We start from the raw sequence: 21,676 nt of genomic DNA, 5'->3' as shown, positions 1-21,676 counted from the left end.
TATGCCGCGATCGATCTCGGCACCAACAATTGCCGCCTGCTGATCGCGCGGCCTTCGGGCGATCACTTCATGGTGATCGATGCGTTCAGCCGCGTCGTGCGGCTGGGCGAGGGCCTCGCGCAATCGGGCAGGCTTTCGGATGCGGCGATGGACCGGGCGCTGGGCGCGCTGCAAATCTGCGCCGACAAGCTGCGCAAGCGCAATGTCCACCTCGCCCGCTCGGTCGCGACCGAGGCCTGCCGCCGCGCGTCCAACGGCGCGGACTTCATCGACCGGGTCTACCGCGAGACGGGCATCTGCCTCAACATCATCACCGCCGAGGAAGAGGCGCGGCTCGCCGTGCTGGGCTGCCACATCCTGCTCGAACCCGGCGAAGGCCCGGCGATGATCTTCGACATCGGCGGCGGATCGACCGAGATGGTCCTTGTCGATACCAGCACCGCAGTTCCGCGCATCGTGGATTGGCAATCGGTGCCCTGGGGTGTTGTCTCGCTCACCGAAAGCATCGGCCCGATCGAACTCACCGCAGAGGCCCGCGCCGCCGCCTACACGGAAATGCGCGCGCGGATCACCGAGGGCTTTGCCGGTTTTGCGGAGCGGGTGGCCCCCGCGCGGGTTCAGGCGGCCGGCAGCTCCGGCCTGCGCCTGCTTGGCACCAGCGGCACTGTCACCACGCTGGCCAGCCTCCACCTCGGCCTGCCACAATATGATCGCAGCGCGGTCGACGGCCTGATCGTGCCCACCGCCTCGATGCGCGAGATCAGCCAGCGGCTGGCGCATTACTCCCCGGCCGAACGCGTCGCCGTGCCCTGCATCGGGCGCGAGCGCTCCGATCTGGTGGTGGCGGGCTGCGCCATTCTCGAATCGATCTTCGACATCTGGCCGGCCGAGCGGCTCGGCATTGCCGATCGCGGCATTCGCGAGGGCATCCTGCGCAGCCTGATGGCCGCCGGTGGGCTTGGCGAACGGCGCGGTGAAGACCTGCAAACCAAAAGCCAGCAAACCAAGGGAACAAGCCTGTGAGCCGCAGTGGACGTGATCCGGGCGAGCGGGTCAAAACCGCCAAGGGGCGCACCGCCTCGTCCAACCGCTGGCTCGCGCGCCAGCTCAACGACCCTTATGTCAAACAGGCCAAGGCCGAAGGCTGGCGCAGCCGCGCCGCGTTCAAGCTGATCGAGCTCGACACACGCTTCACCCTGCTGCGCGGCGTCGAACGGGTGGTCGATCTCGGCATAGCGCCCGGCGGCTGGGCCCAGGTGGTACGCAAGCAGGCCCCGAAGGCGTGTGTGGTGGGCATCGATCTCCTGCCAACCGAGCCGATCGAGGGCGTGACCATCTTCGAGATGGACTTCATGGCCGACGAGGCCCCCGCCGCGCTGACCGAAGCGCTCGGCGGCGCGCCCGATCTGGTCTTGTCAGACATGGCGGCCAACACCGTCGGCCACAAGGCCACCGATCACTTGCGCACCATGGGTCTCGTAGAGACCGCCGTCGATTTCGCTGTGCAGACCCTCGCGCCCGGCGGCGCGTTCGTTGCCAAGGTTTTCGCCGGGGGCACCGACGCGGCGCTGCTCACCATCCTCAAGCGCAACTTCACCACAGTGAAACACGCCAAGCCGCCCGCCAGCCGCAAGGATTCGTCCGAGTGGTACGTGATTGCCCAAGGCTTCAAGGGCCGGCGAGACACCGAGACGCAAGACTGAACGTTCTTCCCGACATTTCCACAGGCTGGATTTTGCGCGAATCACACCGCGCGCCCTAACGGGGCACAACACGCACCCCACCGGAGATTTTCACGATGGCCGATTCCGCCGACGACCGCCTGCGCCTCCTGATCGAGCGCATCGAACGCCTCGAGGAAGAAAAGAAGGGCATCGGCGACGATATCAAGGACGTCTATTCCGAGGCAAAGTCGACCGGCTACGATCCCAAGATCATGCGCCAGATCGTCCGCCTCAGGAAGCTGAAGCCGGATGACCGCCGCGAGATGGAAGCCATCCTCGATACCTACAAGAACGCGCTCGGTCTCGAGTAGGCCGAGCCGCCGGGCGGGAGGTGCGCATCATGCTTGAGCCCTTCGTCATTCGCCCGGCACGGGCCGAGGACTCTACTGCCTGCGCCGCCATCTATCGGCCCCATGTCACCGAAAGCTGGGTAAGCTTCGAACTTGAAGCGCCCGATGACGCGGAAATGGCCGCACGCATCGCGCGCTACGGCGCCAGCCATGCTTGGCTGGTGGCCGAACGCGAGGGCGCGGTCATCGGCTATGCTTACGCCAGCCCGCATCGCGAACGGGCGGCCTATGCCTCTTCTTGCGACGTGGCGATCTATGTCGGACCGGGCGCGATGCGCAGCGGCGTAGGCCGCACGCTCTATGGGGCGCTGTTTGCCGTGCTGAAGGAGAAGGGCCTCCACGCCGCCTTTGCCGGAATCGCCCTGCCCAATCCGGCCAGCGAGGCGCTGCACCAGGCCTGCGGCTTCACCCCGGTCGGCGTGTACCGCGAAGTGGGCTGGAAGCTGGGCGGCTGGCGTGACGTAGGCTGGTGGCAGCGCTTGCTCTAACGCAGCAACGCCAAACTAATCGCCGTCCCATTCGCGACTGCATGAATGAGGATCGAGGCCACAAGCCCGATCTGCATGCGCGCATAAGTCAGCACCAGCCCGGCCCAGAGCTGCGGCAGCACCATCGGCAGCAGCGCCCACGAAATCTGCGGATAGTTCGTCAGGTGCAGGAGGCCGAACACCACGATCGACAGCCAGACCAGAACCGGGAACGCCGCCTCGAACCAGCCCGGCACGCCGCGGCGTCGCAGCAGCCACCAGCCGATGGGGGCCACCAGCCCCACGGCGACCACGCCGAGCGCCGCCGGCACTTCGGCCACATGGTAGTTCACCATCGCCAGCAGCGCGCCCGCCACCAGCGCACAGCCGAGCAGCCACAGCGCGCGGACCCGCCCGGTCAGCCAGCCGCGAAACACGATCTCCTCGCCCACCGGCGCGATCAGCACCACCAGCGGCAACAGCCAGGCCTTGGGCACCGCGCCGAACGCTGCGGGCTCGGGCAGGCCCATGGCCGACTGCCACATCCCGAGCAGCGGTGAGAGCAAGCCCAGCAGCACGATGAGGTGAAACGCCAGCAATAGCAGCGCCTTGCCCCCCGCGCCGGGCGCACGGAGGCCACTTGGGTCGATGCGCCGGGGGCGGGCCAGATAGCTGGCCATATCACGTAGCAATGGGGTCATGCCGCGCTTGTGGCCCAGCGCGGGTTAAAACCGCGTTTGTCTCGTCCTTGCGCAGGACATTGCCGCGCAGGCGTGTCTCGGCTAGTGGCGCTGCAGCAATCCACCTGAAAGCGCTAAGCAGCAGACCATGGCAGGCCATTCCAAATTCAAGAACATCATGCACCGCAAGGGCGCGCAGGACAAAAAGCGCTCGGCGATGTTCTCAAAGCTCTCCCGCGAAATCACCGTCGCGGCCAAGATGGGCATGCCCGATCCGGACATGAACCCGCGCCTGCGCGCCGCGGTCAACGCCGCCAAGGCGCAGTCGATGCCCAAGGACAACATCGCCCGCGCGATCGACAAGGCCAGCAAGGGCGAAGGCGATAACTACGAGGAAGTGCGCTACGAGGGCTATGGTCCGGGCGGCGTCGCCATCATCGTCGAGGCGCTGACCGACAACCGCAACCGCACCGCCACCAACGTGCGCACCGCCTTTGCCAAGAACGGCGGCAATCTCGGCGCCTCGGGCGCGGTGAGCCACGGGTTCGAACGGCTCGGCCTGATCGAGTATCCGGGCTCGGCGGGCGACGAGGAGAAGGTCCTCGAAGCCGCGATCGAAGCGGGCGCCGAAGACGTTGAGAGCGATATGGGCGATGGCGACGAGAACCCCGGCAGCCACCAGATCTGGGTCGCGATCGAACAGCTCCACCCCGTCGCGCGCGAACTGGAAAAGTCGCTGGGCGAGGCCGAGGGCGTCAAGCTCGCGTGGAAGCCCAACATGACGACCACGGTCGATGCCGATACGGCCGCGACGCTGCTCAAGCTGATCGACGTGCTTGAGGAAGACGACGACGTCCAGACCGTCTGGGGCAACTACGAGATCCCCGACGACGTGATGGAAAAGCTGGGCTGATGCGGGCATTCGCGGCAGCCCTCAGCGTTGCCGCGCTGCTTGCGACAGGCGGATCGGCGGCGAAACCCGCCGCGGCGTCCACTCTCGCATCCGTGCAAAGCCATTGCGGCGCGGGCGAGCGAGTGGTCTGGTCCTGCCGCTTCGGCGCAAGGCTGGGCAGTGTCTGCCTCGGCAAGTCCAGCCTGCACTACCGCTTCGGCCCTGCAGGCCGCGCCGCGATCGACGTGGCCAGCACGCCCGATTGGCGCAACATCCACACGGGCAACAACCGCAGCCACGGCGGGCTCAATCAGGATTCCATCCGCTTCACGCGCGGCATGGTGCACTATGTCGTCCACGCCGGCGAAACCGGCTCGCTGAACGAGAATCCCGGCCGCCGCTTTTCGGGCATCACCGTGCTCGAGGGCGCCGAGGGCGAGAAGCAACTGGCTGAACTGGCCTGCCGCACTGGCGCCGGGTTCACTGCGGGCGCGCTAGGCGCGCTGCACGCCGCAGCCCCGCGCCGGTGGCAGGGCGAGGAAACCTCCGGCAGCCCGTTCGACATGGTCTACTGAGCCGTGCTCCCGCTCGCCATCAAGGCCCTGCTTTCGGGGCTGCTGATCGCGCTGATCTCGGAAATCGGCCGCAAGCTGCCGACCGTCGGTGCGCTGGTCGCCTCGCTTCCGCTCGTGTCGGTGCTCGGCATGATTCTGCTCTGGCGCGCGCGGCCCGATGCCGAGAACATGGCAATCCATGCCGAGGCGACCTTCTGGTACGTGCTGCCCAGCCTGCCGATGTTCCTCGTGATCCCCGCCCTGCTGCGCCACGGCGTGTCGTTCTGGATCGCGCTGGCGCTGGGCTGCGCGCTGACCATCGCGCTCTATCTCGGCATGATGCACCTCGGCCCGCGCTTCGGGCTGAAGCTGTGACCGGCGTTGGAAAGCCTCCCTCCGGTTCAAAGACCATGAAACTGGATGTCGGAGCGTGGTATAACGCGGTAACGGGGCACATCCATATTGCCGCAAAAGGTCAGTTCATTTCGACGGTATCCAACGATCCTCAATCGAAGAGATTTCATCCCAACTTGTATCGTAAGTTGGCCAACTCTCTGAGAAACGCCGGCTTTCCAGCTCCGCCGGAAGACGACCAGTCGTGATCATCATCGGCATCGATCCCGGCCTCACCTGCACCGGCTGGGGCGTGGTGGCGAAGTCCGGCAGCCGCCTCAGCCACGTCGCCAACGGCCAGATCCGCACCAACGCCAAGGCCGCGATGGCTGAGCGTCTGGTAGAGCTCGACGCCGGCCTTGCCGCCGTGATCGCCGAGCACCGGCCTGATACGGGCGCGGTCGAGGAAGTTTTCGTCAACATGAACCCGCAGTCGACGCTCAAGCTCGGGCAGGCGCGCGGTGTTGCCATGCTGGCGGTGGCGCGCGCGGGGCTCGCGGTGGCGGAGTACCCCACCAAAGTGATCAAGAAGGCGCTGGTCGGCACGGGCGGCGCGGAGAAGGCGCAGATCCAGGCCATGCTCAAGGTGCTGCTCCCCGGCGTCGCGCTGGCGGGCGAGGATGCGGCGGACGCGCTCGCCGTCGCGATCACCCACGCCAACATGATCGGCAGCCATCGCTAATCTTGCCAATCCGTCATTTGACCGCCGAACCCGTTCGGCAACAATGGCGCCATGGAAATCGAAGTCAGCGCCGAAGCCAAGGACAAGCGGCTCAACCGCCTCGTCGCGATCACTGTGGTGGTCCTCTCGGTCTTCACCGGGCTCTGCGGCATCAAGGATGGCAACATCGTGCAGGCGATGCAGGCCGCGCAGGCCGCCTCGGTCGATAAGTGGAACCAGTATCAGGCGACCAAGACCAAGCTTCACATGGCCGAAGCGACGCGGCTCCAGCTCGCCACCCTCGCTCCGCCCGGCAAGGCCGATGCGGCCATCGCCGGACTCGACAAGGACATCGCCAAATACAAGGCCGAGGCACCCGATCTCGCCAAGGCGGCCAAGGCTGAGGGCGATCTCTATGATGCCCTCAATGTCCATGACGACCAGTTCGATGCCGCCGACGCCGCGATCTCCACCGCCATCTCACTCGCCGCCGTCGCCGCGCTCGCTGAAAGCACCGCGCTGCTCTGGGGGGCTTGGGCCTTCGGCGTGTTCGGCCTGTTCATGGGGATCGAAGGCTTTGCGGGTGGCAGCTTCCACCCGGCAGTCCTCAGCACATTTCTGGGATAGGGGCTGGCGAACCGCACGGTTCGCTGCCATAGAACAAACCATGATCGCCAAGCTTACCGGCCTGCTCGACGATTTCGGCCCCGACTGGGCCATCATCGACGTGAACGGCGTCGGCTACCTCGTCCATTGTTCCGCCAAGACGCTCGAGCGCCTCGGTATGCGCGGTGACAAGGTCGTGGTCCACACCGAGCTCCAGGTCTCCGAGAACGATCAGCGCCTGATCGGCTTTACCAGCGCCGGTGAACGCGGCTGGTTTCGCCTGCTGACGGCGGTGCAGGGCGTCGGCAGCAAGGTCGCGCTCGCGATCCTCTCCGCGCTCTCGGTCGAAGACCTCCAGCGCGCCTGCGCCAGCGGCGATGCCGCGATGGTCGCCCGCGCGCAGGGTGTCGGCCCCAAGCTCGCAGGCCGCATCGTCAACGAACTCAAGGACAAGGCGGGCGGAATTGGCCCGATCTCCACCGGTGCCGGCACCCCGCCCATCGAAGGCCTCGCCGCCGCACCCGCCGGTTCGGTCAGCGCAGACGCCATATCCGCCCTCCAGAACCTCGGCTTCAAGCCCGCCACCGCCAGCATGGCCGTCGCCGCTGCGGTCAAGGAACTGGGCGATGATGCGCCGCTCAATGATCTCGTGCGCGTGGCGCTGAAGCGGGCGGCGGGCTGATGACCGACAACCCCATCCTCACCCCCCGCCGGCAGGCCGATGACGCGGACGCCGCGCTACGGCCCAAAACGCTCGGCGAATTCGTCGGGCAGGAAGCCGCGCGCGAGAACCTTTCCGTGTTCATCGAAAGCGCGCGCCAGCGCGGCGAGGCGATGGACCATGTGCTGTTCTATGGCCCGCCCGGCCTCGGCAAGACGACGCTCGCCGCGATCATCGCGCGCGAGATGGGGGTCAATTTCCGCGCCACCTCGGGTCCGGTCATCGCCAAGGCCGGCGATCTGGCGGCGCTGCTCACCAATCTGGAGAGCGGCGATGTGCTCTTCATCGACGAGATCCACCGGCTCAATCCGGTGGTCGAGGAAGTGCTCTATCCGGCGATGGAAGACCGCGCGCTCGATCTCATCATCGGCGAGGGCCCCTCGGCGCGCTCGGTGCGGATCGATCTCCCCGCCTTCACCCTGATCGGCGCGACGACCCGCGCGGGCCTCCTCGCCACCCCGCTGCGCGACCGGTTCGGCATCCCCGTGCGGCTCCAGTTCTACACCGTGGAAGAACTGGAGCGCGTGGTCACGCGCGGTGCCGGCCTCCTCGGGATCGGCGTCGATCAGGGCGGCGCCAGCGAGATCGCCCGCCGTTCGCGCGGCACGCCCCGGGTCGCCGGGCGGCTGCTGCGGCGCGTCCGCGATTTCGCGCAAGTTGCTGGCGCGGATGTGATTTCCCGCGAAGTGGCGGACCGCGCCCTCACCCGGCTCGAGGTCGATTCGCTCGGGCTCGATCTGCAGGACCGGCGCTACCTCTCGATGATCGCGGATATCTACAAGGGCGGGCCGGTGGGCGTCGAAACGCTGGCGGCAGGGCTTTCGGAACCGCGCGATACGATCGAGGACGTGATCGAGCCCTACCTCATCCAGCTTGGACTCGTGGCGCGCACCGCGCGCGGGCGCTGCCTCAATGATCGCGGCTGGCGGCATCTGGGACTCACCCCGCCCTCGGCCGATCTGCCCGGTCTCTTCGCCGACGACGGAGCATGATGGTAAACGCGATCAGCGTAACGGCTGACGCGAATTCGGTTCCAGTTTGGCACAGACTTGGCGTCGAGCGCCAAAGTGACCCATTTCGGGGCCGCCGGAGGGGGTGAAAACCGGTTAACAGCATTGCCGCAGCCGGTGCGATCTGCGTTGTTCGATCTGTCAGGAGAGGCTTTGTCCACCTTTGCGGGGATAGATGCCGGCTCCCACGGGAACAGAGAGCAACGATCATGTCGGTTCGGATGGCATTGGCAAAACTGGCGGCCTGCGCAGCGGGCGGGGCAGTGCTGGGCGGAGGTGCGGTGCACGTTTCGGAAGCACCTTCATCTGCCGAAATTCACCACGTGAAGCCGATCAAGGTCAAGCAGGTGAAGCGGCACTACGCTGTGGTCAAGCAGCGTCCGGTTCACCGCATGCGCCGCGTGGTCAAGACCACTGTGACCAAGTCCTGCGCCATGCCGCAGCAGCAGATGGCCTATGCGCCAGTGCCCTACATGCCGCCGATGCCCCCGCAGGCAGGCGGTAGCAGCGGCGGCGCGGTGCCGGTGGTGATTGGCGGCGGCGGGATCGGCGGCTTCGGCGGCGGGTTCTTCGGCGGCTTTTTCGGCGGCAGCAGCGGCGGCGGCAGCGTGGTGGTCTCCTCGACCAGCACCGGCTCGACCTCGACCTCGGGCGGTTCGACCTCGACCGGCGGCAGCTCGACATCGGGTGGCTCCACCTCGACGTCCGGCGGTTCGACCTCGACCTCGGGCGGCTCGACCTCCACCTCGAGCGGCAACATCTCGACCTCGACCTCGAGCGGCAACGTCTCCACGAGTTCGGGCGCGGTGACGAGCAGCACCTCGACCTCTTCAGGCAACGTCAGCACGTCCTCGGGCAATGTCTCGACGAGCTCGGGCAATGTCAGCACCTCGTCGGGCAACGTCTCGACCAGTTCATCGACCTCGACGAGCTCGGGCAACGTCTCGACCAGCTCCTCGACGTCGTCATCGACGTCCTCGTCGTCTTCGACGTCGAGCTCGACCTCTTCCTCAACCTCGAGCAGCACCAGCAGCTCGACGTCCTCCTCCTCGAACGGCAGCACCGGCAGCACCACGTCGACCTCGTCGAATGGCCACACCGACGTGCCTGAACCGTCGATGGTCCTGCTGTTCGGTGCAGCCGCAGCCGGGCTCGTCGCGCGCCGCCGCCAGGGCCTCAAGGCCAAGGGCACGACCGCCGCCTGATCGGCCACAAACTGCTCCCGCTCCCGCAGCGGGCAAAAGGAAAGGGCGGCTCCGGGGGGAGCCGCCCTTTCTGATTCCAGCAAGCGGGCAGGTCAGCCAAGATCAAACATGATCTCCAGCAGCGCAGACCAATCCGCAATTACCTGAAAACGGCTTCTCGCGACATCGCGAAGGGCCGGTCGCAGCCCCTTCGTTTGCTGCATGTCAGCCTTGGTATGGCGCGTAATCTTGTCACCCAGCGCAGGAAGCGGAAGCCCGGCCTTGTCGCCGAACCAGAGCAGCTTCTGGATATTCAAGGTCATGGGATCGTGAATGAGCCAGACAACGCAGCCGGATGGCCTGTTCCCAAGCTTGGTGTGGATCGCGACCTTCCTCGTATCGGCGGTGCTATGCGAGGCTTTCAGCTGAATATGACGGGTTAAAGCACCCACTTCCGCGATCAGGTCAAAGCCGCTGCTATCGACCTCGCTCCTGGCGATGACAAAATCGAACACGCCGCGCGACCAGAGGCTGCTGGACAGCTCGGCAATGAACCTGTGTTCGAGGATCTTTTCCCGCGTGCTCGAAAAGGTGGAAAGGGCAAGGACGAAGTCAGCGTTGCTGATCTGCGCCATTGTCCTCTCCAAAAACCTTCATCAAGCCGCGAGGTTGCGCAGCACGTAGTGCAGGATGCCGCCGTTGAGGTAGTACTCCAGCTCGTTGGCGGTATCGATGCGGCACAGTGCCTTGAAGGTGAAGCTTGAGCCGTCCGCACGGGTCACCTCGACCTCGACGTCCTGACGCGGCTTGAGACCGGCGACACCGCGGATGGTGAAGGTGTCGTCACCCGTCAGCCCCAGCGTCTCGCGCGATTCGCCTTCGAGGAACTGCAGCGGCAGCACGCCCATGCCGACGAGGTTCGAGCGGTGGATGCGCTCGAAGCTTTCGACGATCACCGCGCGCACGCCGAGCAGGTTGGTGCCCTTGGCCGCCCAGTCGCGGCTGGAGCCGGTGCCGTATTCCTTGCCGGCAATGACGACCAGCGGCGTGCCGTCGGCCTTGTGCTGCATCGCGACGTCGTAGATCGCGCCGACGTCGCTGCCATAGCGGCTCATGCCGCCTTCGATGCCGGGCACCATTTCGTTCTTGATGCGGATGTTGGCGAAAGTGCCGCGCATCATCACTTCGTGGTGGCCGCGGCGCGCGCCATAGGAGTTGAAGTCCGCCTTGGCGACCTGGTGCTCCATCAGCCACTTGCCCGCCGGGCTGTCGGCCTTGATCGAACCGGCCGGCGAGATGTGGTCGGTGGTGATCGAATCGCCGAGGATCGCCAGCGGCTTCGCCTCGATGATGTCGCTCACCGGCGCCGGAGTCATCGTCATGCCCTCGAAGTAGGGCGGGTTGGCGACATAGGTGCTGCCCGCGCGCCAGCTGTAGGTTTCCGAGCCAGTCACGTTGATCGCCTGCCAATGCACGTCGCCCTTGTAGACGTCGGCATAGCGCGCCTGGAACATCGCGCGGTCCATGCAGCCGGTCATCGTCGCATAGACCTCGGCGTTGGTCGGCCAGATATCCTTGAGGTAGACGTCGACGCCGTCCTTGCTCTGCCCGATCGGGGTCGAGATGAAGTCCTCGATCACCGTCCCCTTGAGCGCGTAGGCGACGACCAGCGGCGGGCTGGCGAGGAAATTCGCGCGCACATCCGGCGATACGCGGCCTTCGAAATTGCGGTTGCCCGAGATCACTGCCGCGGCGACGAGGCCATTGTCGTTGATCGCCTTGCTGATCGGCTCGGCCAGCGGGCCCGAGTTGCCGATGCAGGTGGTGCAGCCATAGCCGACGAGGTTGAAGCCGACCGCATCGAGGTGCTCCTGCAGCCCGGCCTTGACGAGGTAATCCGTCACCACCTGCGAGCCCGGCGCGAGGCTGGTCTTGACCCAGGGCTTGGGCTTGAGGCCCAGCTCGTTGGCCTTCTTGGCAACGAGGCCCGCCGCCACCAGCACGCCCGGGTTCGAGGTGTTGGTGCAGCTGGTGATCGCCGCGATGGTCACGTCGCCATCGCCGATATCGAAGTCCTTGCCCTCGACCGGAACGCGCTGCTGCGCCTTCTTGTAGGTCTGGGCCATATCGGCGTTGAACACATCGTCGACATCTTCGAGCGAAACGCGGTCCTGCGGGCGCTTCGGTCCGGCGAGGCTGGGCACCACGGTGCCGAGGTCGAGTTCAAGCGTCGAAGTAAAGATCGGCTCGATGGTGGGATCGATCCAGAAGCCCTGCGCCTTGGCATAGGCTTCGGTCAGCGCGATCTGGTCCTCGTCGCGGCCGGTCAGCCGCATGTAGTCGAGCGTCTTGTCGTCGATACCGAAGAAGCCGCAGGTCGCGCCGTACTCGGGCGCCATGTTCGCCAGCGTCGCGCGGTCCGCCAGCGTGAGCGAGGCAAGGCCGGGGCCGTAGTATTCGACGAAGCGGCCGACCACGCCGTGCTTGCGCAGCATGTTGGTGCAGGTCAGCACGAGGTCGGTCGCGGTCACGCCTTCCTTGAGCTCGCCGGTGAACTTGAAGCCGACGACTTCGGGGATCAGCATCGAGACCGGCTGGCCGAGCATCGCCGCTTCGGCCTCGATCCCGCCGACGCCCCAGCCCAGCACGCCGAGGCCGTTGATCATCGTGGTGTGGCTGTCGGTGCCGACGCAGGTGTCGGGATAGGCAACGGTCGCGCCATCCGGCCCCTCGCTCGTCCACACCGCCTGCGCGATATGCTCAAGGTTGACCTGGTGGCAGATGCCCGTGCCCGGAGGCACGGCCTTGAAGTTGGCCAGCGACTTCGAACCCCACTTGAGGAAGTCGTAGCGCTCGCCGTTGCGATAGTACTCGATCTCGACGTTCTGCTCGAAGGCCTTGGGGTGGCCGAACTCGTCGACCATGACCGAGTGGTCGATCACGAGGTGGACGGGCACCTGCGGATTGATCCGCGAGGTATCACCGCCGAGCTTGGCGATCGCATCGCGCATCGCCGCGAGGTCCACCACGCAAGGCACGCCGGTGAAATCCTGCAGCAGCACGCGCGCCGGGCGGTACTGGATCTCGCGGCTGCTCGAGGGATCCTTCTGCCAGTCGACCAGCGCCTTGATATCATCGGTCGAAACGGTGAAGCCGCCATCCTCGAAGCGCAGCAGGTTCTCCAGCAGGACCTTCATCGAGAAGGGCAGGCGCGAGACATCGCCATACGCGGCTGCGGCCTTGCCGAGCGCGTAATAGGCATAGTCCTTGCCACCAACAGTAAGCGTGCTGCGCGCGCCGAGCGTGTCCTGTCCGACCTGGGTCATGGCGATGCGTAATCCCTTCTAGCTGATGCCGAAATACGTGCCGGGGCCGCCCCCGCGACATCGAGCCCGATGCGCCGAGAGAGCCCGCGCGTCAAGGCTTGCGCGGCGCATGAAATGCATAGCTCCCGGCGTGACCACCCGCAGGCCCCTGGTCAAATGTTACACTGATGTGTCAGTCTGATTTAAAGTTTCGCCGCGAATGTCTCATGATCTAGATTTCAGGCCTTGATCGTTGACCGCAGCGGAGCACGCGCCATGCCTCATCGTCCCTCGACACACCGCCGCCACCCGGCCTTTGCGCCGCGTCCGGCGCCTTCAGGCATTCATTCCTCGCAGCTGGGGGCACAGCTGATCATCGCTGCCTTGTCGTTCGCGGTGATCGTCGGCGCGGCCTTCCACGCGTTTGGAAGTTCGCTGGCGAACTGACCGTACCGGCAAACCGCTCAGGGTTCAGGCGCGTTCGGCCGCGGCCTCCGCTGCCGACTTGCGCTGCAGCGCGATCAGACAGCCCGCCACGATCAGCACCACGCCGGCCAGCGTGCGCACGGTCAGCGGCTCGGAAAAGACCACCCAGCCCGTCAGCGCGGCCCAGATGAACGCGGTGTATTCGAGCGGCACCAGCACTTGTGCTTCGGCGCGGGCATAGGCCCAGCCAAGCAGCATGAGCGAACCGGTCGAAAGCACGGCAGAGGCCGACAGCACCAGCCACATCTCCGCAGGCGGCGGCGGCGCGAACCACCATGCGCCAAGCCCCAGCAGGCAGAAGATGAAGAAGGTCTGGAAGAACGAGATCTCCTCCGGCCCCGCCAGCTGCGATTGCCGCCGCTGCAGCACGAGGTTCACCGCGTAGAGCACCGCCGAAAGCAGGATCGCGATCAAGCCGTGCACGCTTTCGGTGTTGTACTGCCCGCCGAACTTGCCCGCTGCGATGACGCCCACGCCGCTGAGCGCCAGCACCGATCCCGTCACGGCGCGCCGCGAAAGCTCCTCTCCCAGCGTCAACGCTGCAAGATAGAGCGCAAGCAGCGGCGCGATGAACGACAGCGCCATGGCTTCCGCTACGGGGGTGCGCGCCAGCCCATAAAAGAACATCGTTGCCATGACGCCCGCAACTGCAGAGCGCAGCAGGTGCAGACGCATCGCCGGCCAGCGCGGCAGCCCGCGGCTGCCATCCTTGTTCCCGCGCACCAGCCAGATCGGCAGCATGATCAGCGAACCCACAAGGTTGCGCCAGAACATCGCCGAGTAAGCGCCCAGCGCCAGCGCGGCTATCTTCATGAAGCCGTCCATCACGCCGAAGCAGGCGAGGCCGGTCAACGCGACGAGGATCGGGAGCAAGGGGGCAGAGCGCTTCATCGCCCGCCCATAGCGACCCGGTCGGCCGAGCGCAAAGGGCCGTCCGTTCATCTGGCCAGGATGCCGGCGCTGATTCAGCATACAGTCAGCCGCCTTGCTTGATTGGAACAGCCGCTTGGGGCAGGAATTGATGCAGGACCGGGCGAAGCACAGGGAAAGAGTTCAGCGCATGCACATGATCCATCGGGCCAGTCTCAGCGGCATGCTCTGCACCGCCGCCATCGGCTGGGCCGTGCTCGCAGCTCCCGCTGCAGCCCAACAGGGTCCGGTCGATCTCACCGCGACGGTGCAGCCTGCAAAGCCCGCCGCGCCAAAGCCCGCTGCCCCCAAGCCCGCCGTTCCCAAGCCTGCACCGACAGCCAGCGCCACCGCGCCGGCGGCGAGCGCCTCGGCGCAGCCCGCGCAGGCTGCCACCTCACCCACGGCATCAGAGCCGGTGCCCGTCTTCCAGCCGGCGCCGCCACCGGTCGCGCACTGGACGTTGGCGGATGCACAGGCGCTGCTCGCCGCGATCAAGGGCATCGGCCACGAAGGCCTCGCGCCTGCAGACTACGAACCCGCCAAGCTCGCCGCCCAGATCGCCAAGGGGGAAGGCGATGATCTCGATGCGCTTGCCAGCCGCCTGTTCGTCTGGCTCGCCGAGGACCTGCGCGATGGCCGCACGCCGATGCCCGCGCGCGTGCAGTGGTTCGCGGTCGATCCCGATCAGGACCTGCACCCCAATTCCCAACTCCTCGCGCAGGCGACCGAGACGCATGACATTCCCGGCGTGCTCGATTCGCTCAATCCCACGCACCCCGATTACGCGCTGCTGCGCGATATGCTCACCAAGGCCAAGGACCCGCGCCAGATCGGCATGATCAAGGCCAACATGGACCGCTGGCGCTGGCTCGCGCGCGACATGGGGTTGCAGTACCTCATCATCAACGTGCCCGAGCAGGAGCTCCGGCTCACGGTGAACAACAAGATCATCCGCACCTACCGCGCGATTGTCGGCAAGCCGGGCAAGACGGCGACGCCGCAGCTGGCCGAGCAGGTCAAGAACGTGGTGTTCAACCCCACGTGGACCGTGCCGCAGTCGATCGTGGTCGGCGAAGGCCTCGGCCAGAAACTGATTTCCAGCCCCGCGCTCGCCAAGCGGCAGGGCTATGTCGCCACGAAGAATGCCGATGGCACGATCACCGTGGTGCAGCAGCCGGGCGACAATAACTCATTGGGCCGTGTGAAGCTCGACATGCCCAACGAGCACGCGATCTACATCCACGATACGCCCAACCGGAACCTCTTCGCGCTCCCCGCGCGCGCGCTCAGCCACGGCTGCATCCGTGCCGAACGCGCAACCGAACTCGCGATGACCATGGCAATCCTCGGCGCCGATCTGCCGCCCGAAACCGCGGTGCAGTACAACCTCTCGGGCAAGTACACCAAGGTGCCGATGACCAAGCCCTGGGCCGTCTACATCACCTATTTCACCGTCGCGCGCGACGTGACCGGCCTGATGCGCAGCTTCCCGGACATCTACAACCGCGACGCCCCCGTCATCGCCAGCTTCACCAAGCCGCGCGAACTCCACACCGACCAGCGCAAGAGCAACGAGGCGATCATCAAGCTGGATAATCCGCTTTGATGCGTTGACCAGGCACGCAGAGGCGTGCCTTCGCGCGGCACCGGCCCGCTCCCCCGCCCGGCCACCCATTCAGGATACTCTCGTGGGTAGCCGGGCGGGGGAGCGGGCCAGTGCCGCCAGCCTTTCGCGGAGGCGAAAGGCGCACCAAACAAGGCTTCAATAAATCCCCAGCCGGTCGGCATACAAAAGCCGCCCGCCCGAAAGGTGCCAAAGCGCCTCGTTGAAATCGGCCTCGCTCATCGCGAAGCAGCCATCGCTGCGCCCCAGCTTGCCCCATTTCTCCAGCATGTCGGGGTTCGCATACCAGGCGGGGTGCAGCACGATCGCCCGCTCCAGCGTGTTGCTGTTCTCGGGGTCGATCCCGCCGAGCCGGATCGAGGTGCCGTATTTGCCCTTGTACCACTCGTAGGTAATGAACGCCCCGCGCGAGGTGGCGAGGCTGCCCACGTCGTTGGAGAAGGTCTTGAGGAACCCGTCATGCTCCGGGTCCGATCCCTTGCCATGCGCGACAAGGAACGATCGCACTTCGCCCTTCTCCAGATCGGCGAAATGGAGCCGCGGCATGGCAGACGGAAGCGCAAAGTCTGCGACACCGACAATATCGGTGCGCCACAGGACCGACCCGACCCGCTGGACCTGTTCCTTTGCGACAGCGAGAATGCGTCGATTCTGCTCGGGAATACTATAGGGCTGGGCAAAGACACGGCGCGGCACTGCTGCAGCAACAACCATCGCCGCCGCGCCCGTGATGAGCCCGCGCCTGTTTACCAGTCCCGTCATATGCCCTGCTTGTACGGCGTTTCAGGCGGATTTTCCACCCTCTGCCCCCCGATCCGCTCCGAGGCGAGCCAGATCTACGCCGTCCACCCGCATCACCGTCCATTCGTCCATCAGCCGCGCGCCGAGCTTCTTGTAGAAGCCGATCGCAGGCGCGTTCCAGTCGAGCACCGACCATTCGAGCCGCGCGCAGTCCCGCTCCATCGCGATGGCCGCCAGCCGCGACAGCAGCGCCTTGCCGAGCCCGCTGCCGCGCGCTTCGGGCCGCACGAAGAGGTCTTCGAGATAGACGCCCGGCTTGCCCTCGAAGGTCGAAAAATTGTGAAAGAACAAGGCAAAACCCTGCGCCTTGCCGTCCAGTTCGCCGATGATCACCTCGGCATAAGGGCGCTCTCCGAAGAGCTTCGCGCCGAGAACCGCCTCGTCAAAGCGGACTGCATCCGCCAGCTTCTCATATTCGGCGAGCCCGCGGATCAGGTCCGCAATCAGGGGAAGGTCGTCGGGGGTGGCGGAGCGGATGGATAGCGTCATGGACGGGCTCTTAGCCCGCAATGATCAGCCGGTCACCCTTCAAGGTCACGCTGCCCAGCCGCCGCAGCGCAGATTGGCCGAGCAGGCTGACCGGCAAGTCAGGCACGACGACCGCCGCGATGCCGGTCAGTTCGCGCCCGCCAATGGTCAACCGGTCGATCTCGACCTGTGCCGCCATGCCGGTGCCCGAGGCCGTCTGGAGCATCGGGCGATACTCGGACGGATCGGGCTTCAAGCCCAGCCGCTCCGCATCGTCCTCCGTCAGCGCCACGACATCGGCACCGGTGTCGATCAGAAAGCGCACCGACTCGCCGCCGACATCGACATCGAGGTTAAACTGGCCCTGCCCGTCGCGCGCGATCTCGACCATTTCGATCGGCACAGCCCCGCGCCCTGCGGGGGGTGCATCCTTGCTCCAAGGTGAGGGCTTGGCGGCCCTGGCCGGCCGCTCCGCCGCTGTCGGATCGACCTTCAGCCGCGGCGCAAGCAGCGCACTACTCAGCAGCACCAGGCCGGCAAGGACGATGAAGCGGTTCATGACGGGCAGCACCCTGCCCGCAAACCGGTTAGCAAATCGCGAAAGCCGCCCTTATTCGGCCGGCACTTCCGCCTTCCCGGCATCGGTCGTCGCCGCTTCCATCTCCGCAGCCTTGGCCTCGACCAGCGCGACGATGTGCTCGAGCATGTCCTCGTCCTGCACGGTATGGTCGGTCACGCCCGAGAGGTAGACCATGTGCTTGCCGTTGCCACCGCCGGTGAGGCCCACGTCTGTCTCGCGCGCCTCGCCCGGGCCATTGACCACGCAGCCCAGCACCGAAAGCGAGATCGGCGTCTTGATGTGGCTGAGCCGGCTTTCCAGCTTCTCGACCGTGCGGATCACGTCGAAGCCCTGCCGTGCGCAGCTGGGGCATGAAACGACACGCACGCCGCGCGTGCGCAGGCCCAATGACTTCAGGATCTCGAAGCCGACGCGCACTTCCTCTTCGGGCTCAGCCGAGAGCGAAACGCGCAGGGTATCGCCGATGCCTGCCCAGAGCAGGCTGCCGAGGCCGATCGAAGACTTCACCGTACCGCCGATCAGGCCGCCCGCTTCGGTGATGCCCAGATGCAGCGGGCAATCGACCGCTTCGGCAAGGCCCATGTAGGCGGCGACCGCGAGGAACACGTCGGAGGCCTTCACCGCCACCTTGTACTCGTGAAAATCGTGGTCCTGCAGCAGCTTGATGTGATCGAGCGCCGATTCCACCAGCGCCTCGGGGCACGGCTCGCCGTACTTCTCCAGCAGGTCTTTTTCGAGCGAACCGGCATTCACGCCGATGCGGATCGCGCAGCCGTTGGCCTTGGCCGCGCGCACCACTTCGGCCACGCGCTCGGAGGAGCCGATATTGCCGGGATTGATGCGCAGGCACGCCGCACCCGCGTCAGCCGCTTCCAGCGCGCGCTTGTAGTGGAAATGGATGTCCGCCACGATCGGCACCCGCGCCGCGCGCACAATCTTGCCGAGCGCCGCGGTGCTTTCCACATCCGGGCACGAAACACGGATGATATCCGCCCCCGCGTCCTCGCAGCGCCTGATCTGGTTGATCGTGGCGACGGGGTCGCTGGTCAGCGTGTTGGTCATGGTCTGCACCGTGATCGGCGCATCGCCGCCAACGGGAACGGATCCGACCATGATCTGGCGGCTCTTGCGGCGCGTGATATCGCGCCAGGGGCGTACGGATGACATGAGGCGGCTTATACCTGCTCGGCCCCGGCAAGACCATCGGTTTCGGGACCCTGGCCTTCGGAGACCAGACGCTTGGCATACAGGAATTCCGGATCGCAGTGATTGCCCACCCAGAATTCGATATCGGCGATCTTGGCGAAGCCATAGCGGTGGTAGAACCGCTGCGCCTCGGGGTTCTCGCTGTAGACCGAAAGCTGGATCTCGTCCGCGCCGAGTTCATCGGCCTGCGCCAGCGCCCAGTGCATCAGCCGTGCACCGAGCCCGCCGCCGATCCGCGCCGGATCGGTATAGAGCTGCTTCAGTTCCAGCGGCGCGCGCGCATCGCTGTGTCCGGTCGGCATCGTGCTCTTGAGCACCAGCTTGCAGAACGCGATCAGCGCGCCGTCCTCCTCGATCACCGCGATGCGCATGCCGGGGTCGGCGATCTCCTTCGCGACCTTGGCCTCGCTGTGCGCCTGGCCGAGGAACGTGGCGAAATCCTCCGGCTTGTAGAGGTGCTGGAACTTGGCGCTGACGGCGCGGCGGCCAAGATCGGCGAGCGCGGCGGTATCGGCAGGGACTGCGGGGCGGAGCTGGATCGTCATGCGCTTGCCCTTATCGCGGCGCACCGAGGATTTCTACCAGCTGTAACCGGCGGCCATGGCGCGGATTTCGGCGGGCGTGCTGACTCGCCCCAGCGCGGCATTGCGATGGGGGAAGCGCCCGAACCGGGCGATCATCCGCCAGTGCGCCACGGCAAAGCGGCGGTTGCGCCGCGATGCAAAGGCCGTGAACAGGACGCAGCTCTCGCGCTGGTCGGCGATGCGCTCCGAATGCATCAACGGCATCAGCACGAACTGGCTGGCCGCGGGCGGCAGCACCTTATGCCAGCCGCGCCGCACCGCGGCCCGCGCCAGCAACCGCGCCTTCCCGTCATGGGCAAAGGCCTGCGCCGCGCCGCGAAACATGTTGCGCGGCAGCTGGTCGAACAGGAGGATGGCGGCACGCATGGTATCGATATCGCGCAGGAACTCGTGCGCCGGCCGTTTTGCCATGGCGCGAAGCACCGTGGCAAAACGGCGCGCGGCCTGCCGGTCAACCGCGGCATCAGCCACAAACCAGTGCTCCGGCCCCACCTCGTGGAACCAGAAATGGAGGAGGTCCTGCGCCCAGTACCGCGGCGAATGGGTCAACCGGCGCCCGTCAGTTCGCGAAGGCGACCTTGGCCGGCTTGGTATAGGGCACGAACTGGTCGAGCGAGACGGATCCGCGGAAGAACCAGCCGTTGCGATCGCGCAGCTGAACGATATCGATGTTGCACAGCTGCGATGTCGTCAGCTGCGTGACGAGGATATCGTTCGAATCGAGCGACGACGCGCCCGATTTCGGCCGCTGCACGTAGATCGTGCTGCCGCTGCCATAAATGATCGCGGTCTTGTCAATCACCTGCGAGGACTGGACGTTGCGCAAGGTGATGCAATTGACCGGCTTGCCGGCCACGCGCCCATCGAGCAGCTTGGCAAGCTGCTCTTCGCCGGTCAGGCGCGGACGGGCATCGGCGGCAGCACCAGCCAGCAGCAGTGCGCCGGCGGCGGCAACAAACCCGAGCTTGGTGGCAAAACGGATCATGACGTGCCCTTTCTCATTCTGGTCGAAGACCAGACTGCGCCGCGCCGTCTTAACCAGCGCTGACTGTAGTTTTCCTGAGGGCACTCTAAAACAATCGGCAGGTCCTACGCCTACTACGTAGTTCTCCTGGCGTCGCATTTCGAGACTTTTGACCCGCTGCCGCGGTTCAGGCGGTGCCGCCCACCGTCAGCCCCTCAACCAGAACAGTCGGCTGGCCTACGCCCGCCGGCACGCTCTGCCCGCCCTTGCCGCAAACGCCCACGCCCTGATCGAGCGCCATGTCATTGCCGATCCCGGTCACGCGGGTCAGCACGCTCGGACCATCGCCGATCAGCGTCGCGCCCTTGATCGGTGCGCCCAGCTTGCCGTTTTCGACGCGGTAGGCCTCGGTACAGGAAAACACGAACTTGCCGCTGGTGATATCGACCTGCCCGCCGCCGAACGACTTCGCGAAGATGCCGTTCTTCACGCGGGCCAGCAGCTCGGCGGGATCATCATTCCCGCCGCGCATGAAAGTGTTGGTCATCCGGGGCATCGGGGCGTGGGCATAGCTCTCGCGCCGCCCGTTGCCGGTGGGGGCCAGCCCCATCAGCCGCGCGCTCATGCGGTCGTGGATATAGCCCTTGAGCACGCCGTCCTCGATCAGCACGGTTTCCTCAGTCGGCGTGCCCTCGTCGTCGATGGTGAGCGAACCGCGCCGACCGGGGATCGAGCCATCATCGACCACGGTCACGCCCGGCGCGGCCACCCGCTCGCCGATCCGGCCGGAGAAGGCGCTTGTGCCCTTGCGGTTGAAATCACCCTCCAGGCCGTGGCCGATGGCTTCATGCAGCAGGATACCGGGCCAACCGGGGCCGAGCAGGACGGTCATCTCGCCCGCCGGCGCATCGACCGATTCGAGGTTGGTCAGCGCCTGCGCCAGCGCCGTATCGATCGCGCGGTTCCATGTCTCCGCCTCGAACAGATCGTCGTAGAGCCGCCGTCCGCCGATCCCGAAGCTGCCTGTTTCGCGCCGCCCGTTCTGCTCGGCGACAATCGAGACATTGAGCCGCACCAGCGGGCGCACATCCTGCGCGACGAAGCCATCCGCGCGTACGATTTCGACCACCGACCAGCTTGCCGCGAGGCTCGCCGAAACCTGCGCCACGCGCGGATCGCGCGCCCGCGCCGCTGCGTCGATCGTCTCGAGCAGCTTGACCTTGGCCGCGAAGGGGATCGCATCGAGCGGCGAGGCATCGGTATAAAGGTGGCGGTTGTTCTGGCGCGGAGCCGGGGCCGGCGCGCCCTTCGCCGGATTGAGCAGCTTCAGCGTTTCCCCGGCGCGCGCGATGGCGGCGGCGGAAATCTCGTTGGCATGGGCAAACCCGGTCATCTCGCCCGAAACCCCGCGCAGGCCGAACCCGGCATCGCGCGAATAGTCCGCCGTCTTCAGCCGCCCGTCGTCGAAGCCGAAGCTCTCGCTCGCGATGAACTGGAGATAGAG

Annotated in this window: 27 protein-coding genes; 14 read left to right on the top strand and 13 right to left on the bottom strand. The window is 66.1% G+C overall.

The features are described from left to right. From Q0082_RS19875 to Q0082_RS19860, 4 genes are all read left to right on the top strand, one after another. Nucleotides 1–1,023 (top strand): Ppx/GppA phosphatase family protein (locus Q0082_RS19875; RefSeq protein ID WP_298195338.1); only part of this gene is annotated, 1,023 nt, incomplete at its 5' end. Then, nucleotides 1,020–1,703 (top strand): RlmE family RNA methyltransferase, encoded by a 684-nt coding sequence (locus Q0082_RS19870; RefSeq protein ID WP_298195337.1) that lies wholly within the window; start codon nucleotides 1,020–1,022, stop codon nucleotides 1,701–1,703. The genes Q0082_RS19875 and Q0082_RS19870, both read left to right, overlap by 4 nt. 95 nt (nucleotides 1,704–1,798) lie before the next feature. Then, complete coding sequence (locus Q0082_RS19865; RefSeq protein ID WP_298195336.1) at nucleotides 1,799–2,035, top strand: DUF2312 domain-containing protein; 237 nt, start codon at nucleotides 1,799–1,801, stop codon at nucleotides 2,033–2,035. Nucleotides 2,036–2,064: 29 nt separating this feature from the next. Then, entirely contained in the window at nucleotides 2,065–2,562 is a 498-nt protein-coding gene (locus Q0082_RS19860; protein WP_298195335.1) for an arsinothricin resistance N-acetyltransferase ArsN1 family B, read from the top strand. Here the strand turns inward: Q0082_RS19860 and Q0082_RS19855 are convergent. Further along, nucleotides 2,559–3,242, bottom strand: coding sequence for a CPBP family glutamic-type intramembrane protease (locus Q0082_RS19855; protein ID WP_298195334.1), 684 nt, complete (start codon nucleotides 3,240–3,242; stop codon nucleotides 2,559–2,561). The genes Q0082_RS19860 and Q0082_RS19855 overlap by 4 nt on opposite strands. Nucleotides 3,243–3,369: 127 nt before the next feature. Here Q0082_RS19855 and Q0082_RS19850 point away from each other — a divergent pair, with 127 nt between their 5' ends. The 7 genes from Q0082_RS19850 to ruvB all read left to right on the top strand — a co-directional run bounded on the left by Q0082_RS19850 (nucleotide 3,370) and on the right by ruvB (nucleotide 8,040). Continuing rightward, a complete protein-coding gene (locus Q0082_RS19850; protein ID WP_298195333.1) occupies nucleotides 3,370–4,134 on the top strand; it encodes a YebC/PmpR family DNA-binding transcriptional regulator in 765 nt (254 codons plus the stop codon). Beyond that, nucleotides 4,134–4,688 carry a hypothetical protein gene (locus Q0082_RS19845; protein WP_298195332.1) on the top strand — a complete coding sequence of 185 codons (555 nt, stop codon included), beginning with the start codon at nucleotides 4,134–4,136 and terminating at the stop codon, nucleotides 4,686–4,688. Before Q0082_RS19850 ends, Q0082_RS19845 begins: the two co-directional genes overlap by 1 nt. A gap of 3 nt (nucleotides 4,689–4,691) precedes the next feature. Then, nucleotides 4,692–5,042, top strand: a complete 351-nt coding sequence (locus Q0082_RS19840; protein ID WP_298195331.1) for a DUF3147 family protein — start codon at nucleotides 4,692–4,694, stop codon at nucleotides 5,040–5,042. A gap of 223 nt (nucleotides 5,043–5,265) precedes the next feature. Further along, nucleotides 5,266–5,742 (top strand): crossover junction endodeoxyribonuclease RuvC, encoded by a 477-nt coding sequence (ruvC, locus tag Q0082_RS19835; protein ID WP_298195330.1) that lies wholly within the window; start codon nucleotides 5,266–5,268, stop codon nucleotides 5,740–5,742. 51 nt (nucleotides 5,743–5,793) lie between these two features. Further along, a complete protein-coding gene (locus tag Q0082_RS19830; RefSeq protein WP_298195329.1) occupies nucleotides 5,794–6,348 on the top strand; it encodes a DUF4337 domain-containing protein in 555 nt (184 codons plus the stop codon). A gap of 40 nt (nucleotides 6,349–6,388) precedes the next feature. Next, nucleotides 6,389–7,009, top strand: a complete 621-nt coding sequence (gene ruvA / locus Q0082_RS19825; RefSeq protein WP_298195328.1) for a Holliday junction branch migration protein RuvA — start codon at nucleotides 6,389–6,391, stop codon at nucleotides 7,007–7,009. Continuing rightward, on the top strand, nucleotides 7,009–8,040 hold the full coding sequence (ruvB, locus tag Q0082_RS19820; protein ID WP_298195327.1) for a Holliday junction branch migration DNA helicase RuvB: 1,032 nt from the start codon (nucleotides 7,009–7,011) through the stop codon (nucleotides 8,038–8,040). The genes ruvA and ruvB overlap by 1 nt, the downstream gene beginning before the upstream one ends. Nucleotides 8,041–8,527: 487 nt before the next feature. Here the strand turns inward: ruvB and Q0082_RS19815 are convergent, their stop codons facing one another. Next, on the bottom strand, nucleotides 8,528–9,157 hold the full coding sequence (locus Q0082_RS19815) for a hypothetical protein (RefSeq protein WP_298195326.1): 630 nt from the start codon (nucleotides 9,155–9,157) through the stop codon (nucleotides 8,528–8,530). A gap of 4 nt (nucleotides 9,158–9,161) precedes the next feature. Here Q0082_RS19815 and Q0082_RS19810 point away from each other — a divergent pair, with 4 nt between their 5' ends. Beyond that, complete coding sequence (locus tag Q0082_RS19810; RefSeq protein WP_292942062.1) at nucleotides 9,162–9,263, top strand: PEP-CTERM sorting domain-containing protein; 102 nt, start codon at nucleotides 9,162–9,164, stop codon at nucleotides 9,261–9,263. Between the two features lie 92 nt (nucleotides 9,264–9,355). On the opposite strand, the gene Q0082_RS19805 is transcribed toward Q0082_RS19810, so the two are convergent. Together Q0082_RS19805 and acnA are read right to left on the bottom strand one after the other, a co-directional pair. Further along, nucleotides 9,356–9,877, bottom strand: coding sequence for a hypothetical protein (locus Q0082_RS19805; RefSeq protein WP_298195325.1), 522 nt, complete (start codon nucleotides 9,875–9,877; stop codon nucleotides 9,356–9,358). A 21-nt stretch (nucleotides 9,878–9,898) separates the two neighbouring features. Next, a complete protein-coding gene (acnA, locus tag Q0082_RS19800; protein ID WP_298195324.1) occupies nucleotides 9,899–12,568 on the bottom strand; it encodes an aconitate hydratase AcnA in 2,670 nt (889 codons plus the stop codon). A 255-nt stretch (nucleotides 12,569–12,823) separates the two neighbouring features. On the opposite strand from acnA, the gene Q0082_RS19795 reads away from it, so the two are divergent. Then, nucleotides 12,824–12,994 carry a hypothetical protein gene (locus Q0082_RS19795; protein ID WP_298195323.1) on the top strand — a complete coding sequence of 57 codons (171 nt, stop codon included), beginning with the start codon at nucleotides 12,824–12,826 and terminating at the stop codon, nucleotides 12,992–12,994. Between the two features lie 24 nt (nucleotides 12,995–13,018). On the opposite strand, the gene Q0082_RS19790 is transcribed toward Q0082_RS19795, so the two are convergent. Further along, nucleotides 13,019–14,005: a DMT family transporter gene (locus Q0082_RS19790; protein ID WP_366522584.1), complete on the bottom strand. Its 987-nt coding sequence runs from the start codon at nucleotides 14,003–14,005 to the stop codon at nucleotides 13,019–13,021. A gap of 94 nt (nucleotides 14,006–14,099) precedes the next feature. Here Q0082_RS19790 and Q0082_RS19785 point away from each other — a divergent pair, with 94 nt between their 5' ends. Continuing rightward, on the top strand, nucleotides 14,100–15,551 hold the full coding sequence (locus Q0082_RS19785; protein WP_298195340.1) for a L,D-transpeptidase family protein: 1,452 nt from the start codon (nucleotides 14,100–14,102) through the stop codon (nucleotides 15,549–15,551). 156 nt (nucleotides 15,552–15,707) lie between these two features. On the opposite strand, the gene Q0082_RS19780 is transcribed toward Q0082_RS19785, so the two are convergent. The 8 genes from Q0082_RS19780 to tldD form a co-directional block, all read right to left on the bottom strand. After that, entirely contained in the window at nucleotides 15,708–16,331 is a 624-nt protein-coding gene (locus tag Q0082_RS19780; protein ID WP_298195322.1) for a murein L,D-transpeptidase catalytic domain-containing protein, read from the bottom strand. Nucleotides 16,332–16,352: 21 nt separating this feature from the next. Then, entirely contained in the window at nucleotides 16,353–16,859 is a 507-nt protein-coding gene (locus tag Q0082_RS19775; RefSeq protein WP_298195321.1) for a GNAT family N-acetyltransferase, read from the bottom strand. Nucleotides 16,860–16,869: 10 nt separating this feature from the next. Then, a complete protein-coding gene (locus Q0082_RS19770) occupies nucleotides 16,870–17,397 on the bottom strand; it encodes a TIGR02281 family clan AA aspartic protease (RefSeq protein ID WP_298195320.1) in 528 nt (175 codons plus the stop codon). A 51-nt stretch (nucleotides 17,398–17,448) separates the two neighbouring features. Next, nucleotides 17,449–18,585 (bottom strand): flavodoxin-dependent (E)-4-hydroxy-3-methylbut-2-enyl-diphosphate synthase, encoded by a 1,137-nt coding sequence (gene ispG, locus Q0082_RS19765; protein ID WP_298195319.1) that lies wholly within the window; start codon nucleotides 18,583–18,585, stop codon nucleotides 17,449–17,451. An 8-nt stretch (nucleotides 18,586–18,593) separates the two neighbouring features. Further along, nucleotides 18,594–19,163: a GNAT family N-acetyltransferase gene (locus tag Q0082_RS19760; protein ID WP_298195339.1), complete on the bottom strand. Its 570-nt coding sequence runs from the start codon at nucleotides 19,161–19,163 to the stop codon at nucleotides 18,594–18,596. A gap of 39 nt (nucleotides 19,164–19,202) precedes the next feature. After that, nucleotides 19,203–19,757: a DUF924 family protein gene (locus Q0082_RS19755; protein WP_298195318.1), complete on the bottom strand. Its 555-nt coding sequence runs from the start codon at nucleotides 19,755–19,757 to the stop codon at nucleotides 19,203–19,205. A 10-nt stretch (nucleotides 19,758–19,767) separates the two neighbouring features. Next, nucleotides 19,768–20,193 (bottom strand): hypothetical protein, encoded by a 426-nt coding sequence (locus tag Q0082_RS19750; RefSeq protein WP_298195317.1) that lies wholly within the window; start codon nucleotides 20,191–20,193, stop codon nucleotides 19,768–19,770. Nucleotides 20,194–20,359: 166 nt separating this feature from the next. After that, the coding region (tldD, locus tag Q0082_RS19745; RefSeq protein WP_298195316.1) for a metalloprotease TldD at nucleotides 20,360–21,676 on the bottom strand (1,317 nt) is incomplete at its 5' end.

This window comes from Novosphingobium sp., from assembly GCF_027489515.1.
Taxonomy (GTDB): Bacteria; Pseudomonadota; Alphaproteobacteria; order Sphingomonadales; family Sphingomonadaceae; genus Novosphingobium.
This window is presented reverse-complemented; position numbering and strand designations above follow the sequence as displayed.

Excerpts from the sequence above, each read along its gene's own strand:
- Q0082_RS19770 (WP_298195320.1), bottom strand. The coding sequence starts at position 17,397 with ATGAACCGCTTCATCGTCCTTGCCGGCCTGGTGCTGCTGAGTAGTGCG.
- Q0082_RS19865 (WP_298195336.1), top strand. The coding sequence starts at position 1,799 with ATGGCCGATTCCGCCGACGACCGCCTGCGCCTCCTGATCGAGCGCATC.
- Q0082_RS19805 (WP_298195325.1), bottom strand. The coding sequence starts at position 9,877 with ATGGCGCAGATCAGCAACGCTGACTTCGTCCTTGCCCTTTCCACCTTT.
- ispG (WP_298195319.1), bottom strand. The coding sequence starts at position 18,585 with ATGTCATCCGTACGCCCCTGGCGCGATATCACGCGCCGCAAGAGCCGC.
- Q0082_RS19780 (WP_298195322.1), bottom strand. The coding sequence starts at position 16,331 with ATGACGGGACTGGTAAACAGGCGCGGGCTCATCACGGGCGCGGCGGCG.
- Q0082_RS19795 (WP_298195323.1), top strand. The coding sequence starts at position 12,824 with ATGCCTCATCGTCCCTCGACACACCGCCGCCACCCGGCCTTTGCGCCG.
- ruvA (WP_298195328.1), top strand. The coding sequence starts at position 6,389 with ATGATCGCCAAGCTTACCGGCCTGCTCGACGATTTCGGCCCCGACTGG.
- Q0082_RS19775 (WP_298195321.1), bottom strand. The coding sequence starts at position 16,859 with ATGACGCTATCCATCCGCTCCGCCACCCCCGACGACCTTCCCCTGATT.
- Q0082_RS19845 (WP_298195332.1), top strand. The coding sequence starts at position 4,134 with ATGCGGGCATTCGCGGCAGCCCTCAGCGTTGCCGCGCTGCTTGCGACA.
- Q0082_RS19860 (WP_298195335.1), top strand. The coding sequence starts at position 2,065 with ATGCTTGAGCCCTTCGTCATTCGCCCGGCACGGGCCGAGGACTCTACT.
- ruvB (WP_298195327.1), top strand. The coding sequence starts at position 7,009 with ATGACCGACAACCCCATCCTCACCCCCCGCCGGCAGGCCGATGACGCG.
- acnA (WP_298195324.1), bottom strand. The coding sequence starts at position 12,568 with ATGACCCAGGTCGGACAGGACACGCTCGGCGCGCGCAGCACGCTTACT.
- Q0082_RS19830 (WP_298195329.1), top strand. The coding sequence starts at position 5,794 with ATGGAAATCGAAGTCAGCGCCGAAGCCAAGGACAAGCGGCTCAACCGC.
- Q0082_RS19855 (WP_298195334.1), bottom strand. The coding sequence starts at position 3,242 with ATGACCCCATTGCTACGTGATATGGCCAGCTATCTGGCCCGCCCCCGG.
- Q0082_RS19785 (WP_298195340.1), top strand. The coding sequence starts at position 14,100 with ATGATCCATCGGGCCAGTCTCAGCGGCATGCTCTGCACCGCCGCCATC.
- Q0082_RS19790 (WP_366522584.1), bottom strand. The coding sequence starts at position 14,005 with ATGCTGAATCAGCGCCGGCATCCTGGCCAGATGAACGGACGGCCCTTT.
- Q0082_RS19850 (WP_298195333.1), top strand. The coding sequence starts at position 3,370 with ATGGCAGGCCATTCCAAATTCAAGAACATCATGCACCGCAAGGGCGCG.
- Q0082_RS19750 (WP_298195317.1), bottom strand. The coding sequence starts at position 20,193 with ATGATCCGTTTTGCCACCAAGCTCGGGTTTGTTGCCGCCGCCGGCGCA.